The sequence below is a fragment of the Chelativorans sp. Marseille-P2723 genome (genome assembly GCF_902809845.1).
In the GTDB taxonomy this organism is placed as follows: domain Bacteria; phylum Pseudomonadota; class Alphaproteobacteria; order Rhizobiales; family Rhizobiaceae; genus Chelativorans.
Genome location: NZ_CADDWI010000008.1, coordinates 137,936 through 151,225 on the forward strand (window position 1 = coordinate 137,936; position 13,290 = coordinate 151,225).

The 13,290-nt window shown below is 58.7% G+C and carries 21 protein-coding genes and 1 tRNA gene; 5 read left to right on the forward strand and 17 right to left on the reverse strand.

All coding sequences use genetic code 11. The features are described from left to right. Positions 1 to 62: 62 nt before the first annotated feature. Together HUS57_RS02380 and HUS57_RS02385 are read left to right on the forward strand one after the other, a co-directional pair. Complete coding sequence (locus HUS57_RS02380) at positions 63 to 386, forward strand: integration host factor subunit alpha (protein WP_173931340.1); 324 nt, start codon at positions 63 to 65, stop codon at positions 384 to 386. A gap of 90 nt (positions 387 to 476) precedes the next feature. Beyond that, complete coding sequence (locus HUS57_RS02385; RefSeq protein ID WP_173931341.1) at positions 477 to 995, forward strand: MerR family transcriptional regulator; 519 nt, start codon at positions 477 to 479, stop codon at positions 993 to 995. Between the two features lie 70 nt (positions 996 to 1,065). Here the strand turns inward: HUS57_RS02385 and HUS57_RS02390 are convergent, their stop codons facing one another. Then, positions 1,066 to 1,233 (reverse strand): hypothetical protein, encoded by a 168-nt coding sequence (locus HUS57_RS02390; RefSeq protein WP_173931342.1) that lies wholly within the window; start codon positions 1,231 to 1,233, stop codon positions 1,066 to 1,068. Positions 1,234 to 1,256: 23 nt separating this feature from the next. Next, on the reverse strand, positions 1,257 to 1,481 hold the full coding sequence (locus tag HUS57_RS02395; protein ID WP_173931343.1) for an EF-hand domain-containing protein: 225 nt from the start codon (positions 1,479 to 1,481) through the stop codon (positions 1,257 to 1,259). Between the two features lie 289 nt (positions 1,482 to 1,770). On the opposite strand from HUS57_RS02395, the gene HUS57_RS02400 reads away from it, so the two are divergent. After that, on the forward strand, positions 1,771 to 2,619 hold the full coding sequence (locus tag HUS57_RS02400) for a Ku protein (RefSeq protein ID WP_173931344.1): 849 nt from the start codon (positions 1,771 to 1,773) through the stop codon (positions 2,617 to 2,619). Next, the gene (gene ligD / locus HUS57_RS02405; protein ID WP_173931345.1) at positions 2,619 to 5,099 is read left to right on the forward strand and encodes a DNA ligase D; all 2,481 of its coding nucleotides are present in this window, start codon (positions 2,619 to 2,621) and stop codon (positions 5,097 to 5,099) included. The genes HUS57_RS02400 and ligD overlap by 1 nt, the downstream gene beginning before the upstream one ends. 31 nt (positions 5,100 to 5,130) lie before the next feature. Here the strand turns inward: ligD and HUS57_RS02410 are convergent, their stop codons facing one another. Further along, entirely contained in the window at positions 5,131 to 5,946 is an 816-nt protein-coding gene (locus HUS57_RS02410) for a Ku protein (protein ID WP_173931346.1), read from the reverse strand. 138 nt (positions 5,947 to 6,084) lie between these two features. On the opposite strand from HUS57_RS02410, the gene HUS57_RS02415 reads away from it, so the two are divergent. Further along, positions 6,085 to 6,161, forward strand: a tRNA-Pro gene (locus HUS57_RS02415). A 5-nt stretch (positions 6,162 to 6,166) separates the two neighbouring features. Here the strand turns inward: HUS57_RS02415 and HUS57_RS02420 are convergent. The 14 genes from HUS57_RS02420 to HUS57_RS02495 all read right to left on the reverse strand — a co-directional run bounded on the left by HUS57_RS02420 (position 6,167) and on the right by HUS57_RS02495 (position 13,249). After that, the gene (locus HUS57_RS02420) at positions 6,167 to 7,069 is read right to left on the reverse strand and encodes a tyrosine-type recombinase/integrase (RefSeq protein WP_246727711.1); all 903 of its coding nucleotides are present in this window, start codon (positions 7,067 to 7,069) and stop codon (positions 6,167 to 6,169) included. A gap of 369 nt (positions 7,070 to 7,438) precedes the next feature. Further along, the gene (locus tag HUS57_RS02425; RefSeq protein WP_173931347.1) at positions 7,439 to 7,915 is read right to left on the reverse strand and encodes a hypothetical protein; all 477 of its coding nucleotides are present in this window, start codon (positions 7,913 to 7,915) and stop codon (positions 7,439 to 7,441) included. Continuing rightward, positions 7,908 to 8,225, reverse strand: coding sequence for a helix-turn-helix transcriptional regulator (locus HUS57_RS02430; RefSeq protein WP_173931348.1), 318 nt, complete (start codon positions 8,223 to 8,225; stop codon positions 7,908 to 7,910). The genes HUS57_RS02425 and HUS57_RS02430 overlap by 8 nt, the downstream gene beginning before the upstream one ends. A gap of 367 nt (positions 8,226 to 8,592) precedes the next feature. Further along, the gene (locus tag HUS57_RS02445) at positions 8,593 to 8,880 is read right to left on the reverse strand and encodes a hypothetical protein (RefSeq protein WP_173931350.1); all 288 of its coding nucleotides are present in this window, start codon (positions 8,878 to 8,880) and stop codon (positions 8,593 to 8,595) included. Continuing rightward, on the reverse strand, positions 8,873 to 9,529 hold the full coding sequence (locus HUS57_RS02450) for a hypothetical protein (protein ID WP_173931351.1): 657 nt from the start codon (positions 9,527 to 9,529) through the stop codon (positions 8,873 to 8,875). Before HUS57_RS02450 ends, HUS57_RS02445 begins: the two co-directional genes overlap by 8 nt. Then, positions 9,519 to 10,034 carry a hypothetical protein gene (locus tag HUS57_RS02455; RefSeq protein ID WP_173931352.1) on the reverse strand — a complete coding sequence of 172 codons (516 nt, stop codon included), beginning with the start codon at positions 10,032 to 10,034 and terminating at the stop codon, positions 9,519 to 9,521. Before HUS57_RS02455 ends, HUS57_RS02450 begins: the two co-directional genes overlap by 11 nt. After that, on the reverse strand, positions 10,027 to 10,446 hold the full coding sequence (locus tag HUS57_RS02460) for an HNH endonuclease signature motif containing protein (protein WP_173931353.1): 420 nt from the start codon (positions 10,444 to 10,446) through the stop codon (positions 10,027 to 10,029). The genes HUS57_RS02455 and HUS57_RS02460 overlap by 8 nt, the downstream gene beginning before the upstream one ends. Next, positions 10,446 to 10,631 carry a hypothetical protein gene (locus tag HUS57_RS02465; protein WP_173931354.1) on the reverse strand — a complete coding sequence of 62 codons (186 nt, stop codon included), beginning with the start codon at positions 10,629 to 10,631 and terminating at the stop codon, positions 10,446 to 10,448. Before HUS57_RS02465 ends, HUS57_RS02460 begins: the two co-directional genes overlap by 1 nt. After that, complete coding sequence (locus HUS57_RS02470; protein WP_173931355.1) at positions 10,628 to 11,134, reverse strand: hypothetical protein; 507 nt, start codon at positions 11,132 to 11,134, stop codon at positions 10,628 to 10,630. The genes HUS57_RS02465 and HUS57_RS02470 overlap by 4 nt, the downstream gene beginning before the upstream one ends. After that, complete coding sequence (locus HUS57_RS02475; protein WP_173931356.1) at positions 11,134 to 11,550, reverse strand: single-stranded DNA-binding protein; 417 nt, start codon at positions 11,548 to 11,550, stop codon at positions 11,134 to 11,136. The genes HUS57_RS02470 and HUS57_RS02475 overlap by 1 nt, the downstream gene beginning before the upstream one ends. Beyond that, entirely contained in the window at positions 11,550 to 12,224 is a 675-nt protein-coding gene (locus tag HUS57_RS02480) for a Rad52/Rad22 family DNA repair protein (RefSeq protein ID WP_173931357.1), read from the reverse strand. Before HUS57_RS02480 ends, HUS57_RS02475 begins: the two co-directional genes overlap by 1 nt. Position 12,225: 1 nt before the next feature. Further along, positions 12,226 to 12,729, reverse strand: a complete 504-nt coding sequence (locus HUS57_RS02485) for a siphovirus Gp157 family protein (RefSeq protein WP_173931358.1) — start codon at positions 12,727 to 12,729, stop codon at positions 12,226 to 12,228. Further along, positions 12,726 to 12,986 (reverse strand): hypothetical protein, encoded by a 261-nt coding sequence (locus HUS57_RS02490; protein ID WP_173931359.1) that lies wholly within the window; start codon positions 12,984 to 12,986, stop codon positions 12,726 to 12,728. Before HUS57_RS02490 ends, HUS57_RS02485 begins: the two co-directional genes overlap by 4 nt. Beyond that, positions 12,983 to 13,249, reverse strand: coding sequence for a hypothetical protein (locus tag HUS57_RS02495; protein ID WP_173931360.1), 267 nt, complete (start codon positions 13,247 to 13,249; stop codon positions 12,983 to 12,985). Before HUS57_RS02495 ends, HUS57_RS02490 begins: the two co-directional genes overlap by 4 nt. Between the last annotated feature and the right edge of the window lie 41 nt (positions 13,250 to 13,290).

The window sequence follows — 13,290 nt, forward strand, 5'->3', positions numbered from 1 at the left end:
GGCAATTCCTTAACGTCCAGTTCTCGCTTGTATTTCAGTAGTTTCGAATGATTGGAAGGACGATGGGGGGAAAGACGGTGACACGTGCCGATCTGGCGGAAGCTGTGTACCGTAAGGTGGGGCTTTCACGCACCGAGTCTGCCCAGATCGTCGAAATGGTGCTCCAGGAGGTCTGCGACGCGATTGTTCGCGGAGAGACTGTGAAGCTCTCCTCCTTTGCAACCTTCCAGGTGCGTAACAAGAATGAGCGTATCGGCCGAAATCCGAAGACAGGGGAGGAAGTGCCGATTCTGCCGCGCCGGGTGATGACGTTCAAGGCCTCGAACGTGCTCAAGAATCGCATCCTGCGCGCGCATCAGGAGCGGAAGGTAGGCAAAAAGTCCTGACCGACGCATCGATAGCGGGTTTTCGCACCTTGTCGTTGCCTTCGTTGAGGTTGAATTGGCTGATGAAGCCGCAAAACAGGTGAAGAGCGCATGGAAAAGAGCCCCGATGCATTCCGCACCATCAGCGAAGTGGCGGAAGAACTCGATCTTCCCCAACACGTTCTGCGATTCTGGGAGACGCGCTTCACGCAGATAAAGCCAATGAAGCGCGGCGGTGGTCGGCGCTATTACCGCCCTCAGGATGTCGAACTAATCAAGGGCATCCGCCACATGCTATACGATCAGGGTTATACGATCAAAGGCGTACAGAAGCTGCTGCGCGAGAATGGCAACCAGTTCATCATCGCTGTCGGACGTGGCGATCTTCAAGCGGTCCAGGCGATCGCCCCTCAGAAGCTCGCCGAGAAAGCTGCCGTCGCCGAGGATGAGGAAATCGTTATCGGCCAACCCAAGGTGAAGCCAAGCCGCCGCTTCTTCGGCCTCGGGCGGGAAGACGACGGACCGGTATCCGCCGATGAGGGCCGCCTCTCGCGCGATAACAGGGCGCTTCTACAGGAGACCTTGTTCGATTTGCTGGAATGCAAGAGGCTGCTCGATCAGGTGCGATAAGCCATAGGACGTGGCAAGAAGAAAGGGGCGCCTCGGCGCCCCTTGATATATGTGCAAAATCCACGATTGCTTACTGCATCGGGCTGCTGTCAGTGCCGGCAGGCTCCGCCGGCACGGGTACCGTTTCGATGGCATCGCTAGCACCGACCCCGCCTTGCGGAGCCTGTGCCCCGTCGTCACAGGCGGCAAGCGCCAGAAGCGCAACAGCGCTGAGGGATGAAAGAACAATTTTCTTCATGGAAACGACTTTGCTCCTTTAGATTAGCCGCCGGCGATTGTGGCGAATTCTTCTTCTGAAAGGTCGCCACTGCCATCAGTATCCGCGGCGTTGAAGAGTTCCTCGCTGGTATCTGGCATCACCGCCTGCAATTCCTCAAGCGTCACGCCTCCGCTCATATCGGCATCGACAGTGGCGAAGTCCGGGGCTTGTGCGAATGCGGGAGCAGCAAGTCCAGCCGCGAGGAGAAGTGTAACAAGGTGTTTCATTAAGAACCTCCATCGTGTTCAGACAGGGAAATATCCGTGTCTTGGCGCCCCCGCTCGATGGGAGAAGTAATAGAGAATGACGGCGAGAATTTGAATTATGTGAACTAATACTATGAATCAATCAATTGTTGTTGAGGGTTTTAACGTTACGATACTGAACGGTATTTAAGAAACGTAATATTACTTGATGTAAAACTATGAGGAGCGAATGCCGGGTTAGGTATGCTGGCAGCGGAACATCCTGCCGGCCAAGTACGTTGTCTCCACGGGCAAGCTCAGGAGGCGAAGAATGGCCCGGGCGACCTGGAAAGGATTTTTGAAGGTATCCGAGTTGGCTTTTCCGGTTGCGCTTTACGCGGGGGCCACGACTTCCAAGCGAGTCTCCTTCAACGTGATCAATCGCAAGACCGGCCATCGTGTCCGTCGCCAGTATATCGACGAGGAAACCGAGGAGCCTGTCGAAAGCGAAGAGCAGGTGAAGGGATACGAGATCGAGGACGGCCGCTATATCGTTCTTGAGCCGGAGGAGATCGCCGCCGTCATCCCTGATAGCGACAAGACCATCCGCGTGGAGGCTTTCGTTCCTTACGATGACGTAAAGACGGTCTATCTCGACCGCCCATACTATATTGCCCCAAGCGGCCCTGTGGCGGCAGACTCTTTCGCTGTCATTCGCGAGGGCATGCGCAGAAAGAACGTTGCCGGGCTTGCCCGGGCCGTCCTGTTCCGGCGGCTTCGTACGCTATTGTTGCGGCCGGAGGGTCCAGGTCTCGTCGCCAACACCCTCAATTTCGATTACGAGGTAAGGTCGGCGGAGGAAGTTTTCGGCGATCTTCCGGAATTGAAGATCGAAGGCGAGATGCTGGATCTTGCGGAGCACATCATTGAAACCAAGAGCGGTGCGTTCGATCCGCGCAGTTTCGATGACCGCTATGACCTTGCCCTGCAGGAACTGGTGAAGGCGAAGATGGAAGGACGCAAGATCGAGGTTCCAAAACCGCCCAAGGAAACCAAGGTCGTCAATCTCATGGATGCTCTGCGCCGTAGCGCAGAAGCGGGCAGCAAGGCAGCTCCGAAGAAGGCTCGGCAGGGCAAGCGAGGCGCGTCCGCTGCGGGACGGCGCCGCAAGGCCGGCTGATGGCTCTTTCCGCGTATCGCAAGAAGCGGGATTTCACCGCAACGCCCGAACCACGAGGAGAGCGCGGAAAATCCGTGGGCGGCGACAGCTACGTCATTCAGAAGCACGCCGCAAGACGGCTTCATTACGATCTGCGCCTGGAAATGGAGGGGGTGTTGAAAAGCTGGGCCGTAACTAGAGGACCCAGCCTCGTGCCCGGCGAGAAGCGGCTGGCGGTTCATGTAGAAGACCATCCGCTTGAATATGGCGACTTCGAAGGCACGATCCCCAAAGGCGAATATGGCGGCGGCACTGTGATCATCTGGGACCGCGGCCGGTGGTCGCCCATTGGCGATGCGAAGAAGGGTTACGCCAAGGGCCATCTGGAATTCGAGCTTCACGGGGAAAAGCTGCAAGGTCGCTGGCATCTCGTGCGGATGGCCAAGAAACCACGCGAGCGAAACGAGAACTGGCTCCTGATCAAGGGCGATGATCCCGCCGCCCGGAGCGAGGAAGATCCGGACATTCTCGAAGAGCGGCCGGAATCAGTCAAAACCGGCCGAATGATCAAGGATGTCGAGGGCGAGGCACCCGGCTGGTCGTCGAAGACCGGGCGCATAGAAAAACCAGCGGCGTCACAGGCGGTCTTGCCCAAGCGTGCAAGAAAGGCAGGCTATCCCGGTTTCATCAAGCCGGCGCTTGCAACCCTTCGGAATAGCGCTCCCCCCGGCGCAAGATGGCTTCACGAGATCAAGTTCGACGGTTATCGTTTGCAGGCCCACATCCGGGCAGGCAAGACAAAGCTTTATACGCGCAGCGGTCTCGACTGGACCGGGAAATTCGGCGCAGCCATACCGGCCGCGCTCGGCACGCTCCCCTTGAAGGAAGCCATTATCGACGGGGAGCTTATTTCTGAAGGCGCAGGGGGCGCTTCGGATTTTTCCGCACTCCAGGCCGACCTGTCGTCCGGCAGAACCGACCGGATGGTGCTCTACCTCTTCGATCTACTTTATCTTGACGGCTATGATTTGCGTCACGCCAGCCTGACCGAAAGGAAAACGGTGCTGGAGACGCTTCTGAAGGCGGCGCCCGGGGTCCTGCGCTACAGCGAGCACTTCGAGGAAGACGGAGAAACGGTACGAAAACATGCCTGCCGTCTGGGGCTTGAGGGCATCGTCTCCAAGGACAGGGATGCGCCATATCCGACAGGCCGCGGCCGGAGCTGGATAAAGTCGAAGTGTTCCAGCCGGCAGGAATTGGTCATTGCCGGCTATGTGCCTTCCTCTACCTTCCGCGGCGCGATTGGCTCCCTGGTCCTTGGCTATTACGAGGATGGCAAACTCATTCCCGCAGGTCGTGTCGGCACCGGCTTCAGCCATCAAGTGGCGGAGGAGCTTTTTCAAAGGCTGGAGCCCATGCGCGTACCGAAAAGCCCGTTTTCACGGAAGCTTACCGCAGACGAGGCGCGTCAGGTGAAGTTTGTCCAACCTGACCTTGTTGCCGAAGTGGAGTTTCGCAACTGGACCGCAGACGGAAGCATTCGCCACGCCGCTTTTCGTGGTCTGCGGGAGGACAGGAACCCAGGAGACGTGCGGCGCGAGAGTGGACCTGGCGCAGCGCCGGAAATGCCCTCGCCCGCAGTGCGGCTTACCCATCCGGATCGGCTCTACTGGCCGGATGCTGGAGTTACAAAGCAGGGCCTCGCCGAATATTATGCGGAGGTCTGGCCGCGCATGGGGCCGTTCATTGTCGGGCGGCCGTTGGCGCTTGTGCGATGCCCTGACGGAATTAGCGGCCAATGCTTCTTCCAGAAGCACGCATGGCGCGGGCAATCGTCCGAGATTGTGAAGGGCACGGACCCCAAGGACGATGAACCGGTCATTGCCATAGACGGTCTTCCCGGACTTCTGGGGCTCGTGCAGGGCGGCACGCTGGAAATCCATCCCTGGGGCTCGCGCCTCGATGATCTGGAAAGACCTGACCTCATCAATATGGACCTGGATCCCGGCCCTGGCGTTGCTTGGGAGGCCGTCATTGATGCCGCGCGGGAAGTGAAGGAGCGTCTTGCAAGGGCAGGGCTTGCAAGCTTTGTAAAAACGTCAGGGGGCAAGGGGCTGCATGTCGTAGCGCCGCTGAAGCCCCGCGCAAACTGGGAAGAGACCAAGGCCTTTGCAAAATCCATTGCCGACGCCATGGCCGCGGACAGCCCGAGACGTTTCGTCGCCACGGTGACTAAGGCCAAGCGGAAGGGCAAGATTCTGGTCGATTATCTGCGCAACGGGAGGGGAGCGACGGCGGTAGCTCCGTATTCAACGCGTGCCCGGCCGGGCGCAGCCGTATCCATGCCACTCTCCTGGGATGAGCTGAACCCCGCAATTGGCCCCGATTATTTTACGGTCGCCAATGCCCCTACGCGGCTTGCCGCGGTGGATGCGGATCCATGGGAGGATTTTTTCAAGGCGGCAGTGCCCCTCAAGACGCGTATGAAAAGCGCGGCCTGAAGCGCGTGGTCATGGCCTCTCGCTGATGGCGTCAGTGGCTCTTCTGCTTCTCCTGCGAAAGCGATTTCTTGAGCGCATCCATAATGCTGACGACATTGCCGGGAACCTCCGGCTCCTCCTCCTCCTTCTTCTTCTTCCGGGACGCGGGGCGCTTGTCCTTCTTTCGCTTGGCTTCGATCAGATCCTTCAGCTTTTCCTGCACCGGATCGCGGACCAGATCCCGGCTCCAGGGCTTTGTGAGATCCCCGATCAGCGTGGCAACTAGTGAAACGAGTCGCGATTCAGCCGTCTTGTCCTCAAGTCCTGCGAAAACCTCGTCAGGGTCGCGCACCTCGTCGCCATATCGCAACGTCCACAGCACGATGCCCTTTCCGCACGGCTCAAGCATCACCGCCCGTTCGCGGCGGGAAAGGACAAGCCGCGAAATGCCTACCGTCCGGGTTGCGGCCATTGCTTCGCGGATGACTGCGAAGGCCTCCTGCGCCACCTCATCGTCCGGCATAAGATAGTAAGGCTTGTCGTACCACACCCACTGAATGGAAGCGGCGGGTACAAACTGCTCAATGTCAATGGTGCGGGTGCTTTCCAGGCCGACGGCTTGTAACTCCTCTTCATCGAAGATGACATACTTGCCCTCTGCGGTTTCGTAGCCGCGTACCTCGTCTTCTTCCGCGACGGGCTTGCCCGTCTCGGCGTCCACATAGCGGCTCCGAAGGCGGTTACCGGTCTCCCGGTTGATGGTGTGAAAGCGAATCTTATCGCGGTCGCTCGTGGCCGTGGTCAGCGACACCGGACACGTCACCAGCGAAAGCTTCAAATAGCCTTTCCAATATGGTCGCGGCGCCATTGGAGCCCTCCGACAGATGAGGGGAACGCGCAAAATGCGCTAATAGTTTCCTGCTTCACGCGCTTTCGGTGCGGCCCAGGGCGAGAAGCGCCTTTTTTCCTTGCGCAGCAAGGGGGGCTATACTAAGGGTCACCCCGTCGGAGCGTAGCGCAGCCCGGTAGCGCACTTGACTGGGGGTCAAGGGGTCGTGGGTTCGAATCCCGCCGCTCCGACCATTAAATCAATGACTTACGCAGCTGCCGCCTGAAGTCGTTTTACAGTTTTCGGCGCGTTTTACACTTCTCGTTCTTGATTCGATCTTTTCCACAGCCGCGCTCGATACGAGATAGTGCTTCCGAATGATCCCCTCGGCGTCTTTTTCTGAGTGTCCAGTGACCTCGGCAATCTCTTTTATCGATGCTCCATTGCGATAGGCGAGGGTGACAAATGTCCCCCGCAGGTCGTGGAACGTCTTCCCCACTATGCCTGCCTTAGCCATAGCTTTGCGCCAGGACGACTTGAAACCTGTCGCCCAAGGCTTCCCCCCGCGGTTGGTTAAGATTGTTACCGCTGGTTTGTTACGGGCTTCATTGGCGGCTTTCGCTGCATCCAGAGCGGCTTTTAGCTCTACCGATACCTTCACCGCGACATGCGCCCCTGTTTTAGATTGGCGCAGCCTGATGGCCTGCCCATCATACGCTGACCATGTGAGGGCAAGCAGGTCACCTTGCCGCTGCCCCGTCCATGCGGCAAGCATCATGGCGCGCACTAAGGGCTCTGGTGCTGACTTCCGGAATTTCTCCATGTCCGCGTCGGTCCAGATGATGTCGCGCCTGGTGCCGTCACTGACCTTGCTCACGCGCTCCAGGGGATGGCGGGCGACCATCTCTCGATCCAATCCAAACCATAAAATCCGCTGCAGGACGCTCATATAGAGATCAGCCTTACGGGGGTGCGCTTCGGCAATCTCATCGCGCCATTCGAGAAACAGAGAGCGCGTGCCAGGCGCAGCAATTTGCTCTGCTGTCATGTCGTAGAATTCGCTCTCAATCGCTCGTATGGCGAAATCATAGCCCTCGCGTGTGGATGGCTTCAGATCGCGGTAGTGTGGTGATCTCAGATAGGCGCGGATGATCTCGGCCATGCACCCCTGATATGGTGCATCCTCGCGCTCGCGGGTTAGGCGGAGATATTCCTCGGTGAATTTTCGCGTATCCGGTTCGGCCTCAATGCGAGGGCCGCCTCGCCAAGCGTAGTAGTAGGTCTTGAGGCTTCCATCAGCGAGGCGGCGGCGTACCTTATGGATTCCCACGAGATCTACCCGCATTGTGTCGGTCCCTCCATGCGCGGAGGGAATTGCTGCGCATAAGCGCGCTGCTGTCAACTTGGCTGTTGTGATCAGCGGGGATAAGGGTAATTGCGCCGTCGGGCTCAAGGCGTACGGTCAGGCCCATATCGCGAGCCACCCGAGCCGCGTTCTCAATCTCACTGCGACGATGACGCAGCGGCTTCGTCATTCTCTCCGCCCCTCCTTATCCTCACGAACGCGGCGGCGAGCCTCGGCATATTCTCGGCCAAGACTTGCCGCTATGCCGTACTTGAAATCTTCGGGGAACAGCCCTTGCTTGCAATGAGGACATGCAGGGACCATTGTCCGCGATCTCCACGCTTTGTCGATTTTCTTCGCGGCGATGGAAATCAGCGAGTGTTCCTCGGCGCTCTTGATCTCCTGCGCGCGGCGCTCCAGTCTCTCAGATGCTTGGTGGAAATTTTCGACAAGCAATTTGAACGCGTCGAATGGCTCCACATCAGTTTCGCAATCGGGACACCAGACACGGCGCTCAGCCTTGTCGTAATGCAGCCGGTGGTGCTTGCAGGCGGAGTGTGGCCGACGAGACATCCCGCGAGCAACGCGAAGGTCTCCGATATCGACCACCTTCACGCCGCTGAGATAATCAAGCGGCTCGATGGGCGGACGCTTTTCACCCATCCCGCCCCTCCTTATCCTTAGAGCCTGGGGCGAGGGAGCGGCGGCCAGTCTCGAAGGATGACAATTGCGCTGGCGTGACGCCTAACCGCGCAGCCGCTTCGCGAAGGCTTTCACCACGCCCAACCCGCTCCCTGCGGTGCGCCTGCCCCTTTTCGTATCGAGCTAAGTGGTCAGCGTCCCACTGGCCTGTCCCGCCGCAATGGGCGCATTCCATGCGGTCTAGCCATTCGCCAGTGCCGCTTCCTCTGTTGACGTGAACAGGGCCGGTCCAGCCGCGACCACGGCAGTATCTGCACTCAATAGCACTCATCCCTCGCCCTCCTGTGCTTCAAGGGCACGGAGGGTGGCGCGAGCGATATCCCGCATCCTGATTGCGTCCTTGCGGCTCAGGAAAAAGATTGCAGGTGCGGAGATTTCTTCTAGCGCCCTTCGCATCATCTCATTTTCTCTCGTGAGATCACCCATCGCTCTGGCCCTCGATTTTGAGGGCGGTGCGGTCGTTCCACCCGTAGCGGATTAGAGCCTCCATCTCATCTGGCGGGCATCGTCCGTATTCCGTCTGACCTCGCGCTCCGCAATTCATGCACTCTATCCAGCCTTCCTGTGTGCCTTCGCGAGTAGAGTGGGATTCAAGCCGAAGCATCTCTGTCTCGGCGCAGAACGGGCAGGGCAGCAAATCACTCATCGCTCTGGCCCTCCTTGTTGAGGGCGGTGCGGCCAGTTCCGCCGCACTTCTCGCACGGCCCACCGAGCATGCTGCTGCTTATGCGCCTAAATCCATCTCCCCAGCACTCGACGCAAAGACCATCCGTGAGGCGTGCCACGGCAATAGAGGCTTGCTTTTCGACTTCCTGGTTGGCCAAGTAGAGGATGTGCTTGAGCGCCCTACTTGGATATCCGACACGGCCATATCGCTCTCGGATGGCAAGAGCTTCGGCCAGTGTTATCTCGGGTTGCTCACGCATCGCCACCTCCTGCCGTTGGGGCGGCGCGAACCAAACCAGTTGTGAGGTTGTCGATTTGTGTCAGGATGCCCATAAGGTCAGGGAGAGGTGCCCACTCCGGCGAGCGATCAGGGTAATGCTTTTCCGTCAGTGCGATGAGAAGCCGTTCGGCGTAGCGGTGCTCCTCACTCTGTTCCCGCTCCGGCTTGCCTGCCGTGAGGGCCGAGAGGATGCGGCGCTCGTAATCGGCCTGTGCGGCATACATGGCATCGTCCAAAGCAGGATAACTGCCTAGCGTCTCCCAATACTCGTCGCCAAAAAGGTACATTTGCAGGAGCCAGCCGTTAGGTGTTTGATCGATAAAATACTCATAGTCGAAATGTGTGCAGGTCGCTCTGAATCGCAGTTCCTTCGGCTTCTTCCACTCCAGCGCCTTCACCGTCCCGCTCGGCTGCGGGGCGTGGTGAGGATAAAGAGCACGCCTCTCAGCCTCTTTGGATTGCCACTGGAGACTAAAGTCCGGCCCCGCCACCGGCTCCCCGGCATCAGCTTCCGCTCGTACACGGGCGGCGGCTTCGAGCACCGTTCGTATCTCGTCCTCATCGCAGCCTCGGTCATATTTTTCCTGAAAAGCCATCTGCGCTGCGTCGATTTCTCTTTCACTCACCATTTCCATTCTCCTTCAGGAAGTTTCGGGCAGCGCGGAGGTGCTTGACCCGCAGTCGTCCGGCCACGGAATAGCGGGCATTGCTCATGGGCCAGAAAATGTCGTCGCCATCCTCGCCGTCTCCGATGTCCCATTCAGCCACCTCTGCGAACGGCTCGATCACCTTCATCGCCTCGGCAAGCTTGGCTTCGGCGGCTTCGGCGGCTTCGGCGCGAGCCTCCAAGTCGCCAACACCTATCTCGTCAAGTTTCTCCGTGAGGTATGCTGGATCAAGGATGCGCTGAACCCGCGCCTTCCAGTCATCCCGCTCCCGCTCCAACTCTTTGTTGCGCTCTAGGAGGGTGCGGATGAATGCATCCAGTGTGGCGATATCGTGCTTTGCGTCCTCGACAAAGAATATCATCTGCGCCCGTGACCCATCGGCAATGGCTTTGGGCGCTGCTCCATGGTATTGGCTGAGCTTCCGGCGCAGGTTTAGCCCCGCATAGTCTGGTGTGGTGTCAGTCATGGCGGGCCTCCTGGAATAGGCTTTTGGGTCCGGGGACAGGCAGCTTGATGCTTGCCTTGGCTTTCCGTTCTGCTGTCTTTTTTGTGATGCTGAATGGACGGCCTCTCATCTTCGGGCCGTCAACGATGCCGTGGTGTTTCTGGCGGATGGCCGCGACTTTCGCTTTCTCAGCTACGTCCTCCTGGGTCTTGGCCACATGGCACTTCTGGTGGACTGGACGCAGGTTGCGTTCGCGGTTCTCGCCGCCGTTGATAAGCGCTACGACATGATCCAGCGCCATTCTTTCCCCGGCTACAATCTTCCGGCTGCACAGGTAGCAGTTAGGGTGTTTGAGCAAGAGACGGTCGCGGACGCTCTTTGGTGCGCGATGATCGTCGGTGCGACCGATCCATTCCTTTACGGTGCGGGCCATCAGATAAGCCCTCCCGCTCGCCAGTCGTCCAATATCCGCTCAATATCGCGCTCTAGCTCGTCAAGCGCCTCCTGTTCCTTCTTGCGGTTGACGTAGCCGCGCAGCAGCTCGTGTGTCTGCAGGTAGGTTTCGCTGCGCCTCCTGTCCCTGCGTATGTCGTGAGGGGCGCGAAGAAGGGATGTCATGCCGCCCTCCCAAGCTCGTCACTTTCCACGCCAAGGAGGTCAGCAATCGCGTCGATCACCTTGACCTTGCTTTCCTGAAAGGCTTTCGCACCCATGGCCTTCATGGATTGGCTTTGCGCCGTGTAGACGCGAACAACAGCCTCGCGCACGATGACAACCGCATATTCGTCCATGGGTTTGATGAATGCTGCCACGCGCTGAGCTTCCGCCTTGCTGGCACAGACGATGGACCGCTCATCGGCATAGCCACAGCGGATCAGCATCTTCTTTCGCAAGTGCTCTGCCGTCGGGTATTCTTCCAGAAGATGGTCTGGAAGCGTCTGCCAAGCCTCGCTGATCAAGGCAAAAAAATGATTGTGGCTCGACTGGCTGCGGTCGCGGTGTTCAACCAGCTTGTATGTTTCGCCAACCACGTAAGTGAGATCAGCCCGCTTCGCCCAATATTCTGAGGCGGTTCTGAACTCACCTTCGCCTTCGTAGCGGAATAGAAGCGGGGCAGACATCAGCGCCACTCCGGAGCGAAGGGGATTTCGTCGTCAAGATCGACGCGCTGGCCTTCTGCCGCGTATCCGCTCTGCTCTGTCGCGAATTGCGATGGATGCGCTGATGCTGGCCGCTCATCGCTGGATGACTTGCCCTGCATCGTCACGTCATTGACGCGGATGGTGAGATAGGTCTTGCCCTCGTGCTCCCGGCGCCCAAGATCGCCGGAGACAGTGACAGGCGTTCCCTTGGTCAGATGCTTCTCAAGAGCCTCACCGCGCTTGCCCCACACTGAACAATCGAACCACATCGTGCTCTTGTTCTGGCCGTACCCATCATCGACGGCCACGGGAAAGCTAAGGACCGGATCACCGTTTTGAGTGCGGCGAAGCTGTGCGGACTTGCCAATGCGGCCGGCAATAGTGATGGTTTTCATCAGGCTGCTTCCTTTTCCTGTGCTGCAATACGCTCACGGGCAGCTTTGAACTTCTCGGCAGCCGCCATTTTGAAATCACGCGACCATCCTTCGTCGATGGACTTCTTCCGCCATTCGTCGGCGCATTGATCAACCGCTGCGATAGTTGCGCAGTCGAGAAGATCATCCTCAATTTCAGCAAGCCCGCGCTTCTGAGATGCCGCACTAGCGGCCTTTGCGATGGGGCGGGTGTGCCTCCATGGATCATCCTTGAAGCGCACGAACTGCTTCCTGCCCTGCACGTCACGGCTTTCGCAGGGGACCCACGTGTCTCCAAGAGCATAGAGGTAGCGGCCAATGCCCCACTTGACGGCGGCGCGTTTCAGGGCGTCGGAAAGCGCCCCTTTCTCGGCCTCGACGGCGGTATCACCAGCACCATCAGCCTTTGTAATCCATTCACCATCAATGCGGATGGAGAGATAGCAAACCGTTCGGGGACCGTTGAACTCATAGCGATCCTGCCAGTTTTCAGGACCGCACACGCTATCGAGGCGATCCATAACATCCCTGGCATCGAGATAGGCAAGCGCAAGTGCTTTCGTGCCGTCGCGCGTTACCGTCTGGGCGCGCCAGTGGACATCTTCTGGCGGGAACTCCGCAAACAGCTTTTTGATATCTTCTACCGTGCAGCTCATGTCACTTCGTCCTGATGGAGAGCGTTTCTTCACCAAGCGCCAATTCGGCACCGGGGATCTTGTCACCGGCCTCGATGGCCTTCTTGATCGCTGTCTTGTCGGCCTCTTTCTTGAGGCGGAAATAGCCTTGGGGGATGGCGTCCAGATCGGTGATTGCCACTGATGCCCTAGGGCTCTGGATGCTGATCGTCGCTTCTGGCAGGGTTATTTTCGGAAGGTCCGCAGCCTGCATCACGCTCTTTACGAGGGAGCGCATTGCCTCGGCCTTCTTCTCGAAGCGGGCGCGGCGTGAGGCGAGGGCGGCTTCCCGCTCCTTGATGGCCGCTGCCATTGTTTCGGCTTCGCGACGCTCATCGAGGGCGCGGGAGATGATCAATTCCAGATCAGTCTCACCTGCCAACATGTCCTCACGGAGCATGTCATCCTCAGCAAGCTCAGGAAGTTCGGTGCGAAGGCGTGTGATCTCGGCCTTGAGATAGGCGGCATCCACGTAAAGGGCTGTCATGCCTGCCTCCAGCTACGTGCATAGGAAAAGTGCTTCTTGGCGTCATTCCAGAGCCGATCCGACTTCTGGCGGAATTCTTCAAAGCGCTTGTCATTGCCGAGCGCTTTGGCTTTGAGGGCATCCCGCTTGTAGCTGTGAGCAAGGCGACGCTGCGTCATGGCCAGGGAGAAGAAGGCGGAACTGACTGCTGCCCTTTCGTCCTGCTTCTCGCGCTCCAGCATCCATTGGGGAGCGTGCTGCTTCTGGAGGGGGATCATGCCGCCTCCCTTTCCGCTTCGATCAGCCTTGCAAGAAGCTCGTCATCGTCCTCGGCCTTGTCGGCCACGATCAGACCAAGCTGCTGGAAGAACGTCTGATTGCTGCGCATCAGCTCGACGCCGTTGCGGTAGACGCTGGCGATGGAGATGACTGGCTCGCCGTGGAGCCATTCCAGATCGGCGTCCACCTCGCATTCGAAGTCGGGAATGACGGTGATGCCGGTTTCTGGATCTTCGATGTGCGTGCAGAAATAGAGCTTCATGACGGGCCTCACTTGAAGCTGACGGCTTGAACGCCGAGCGG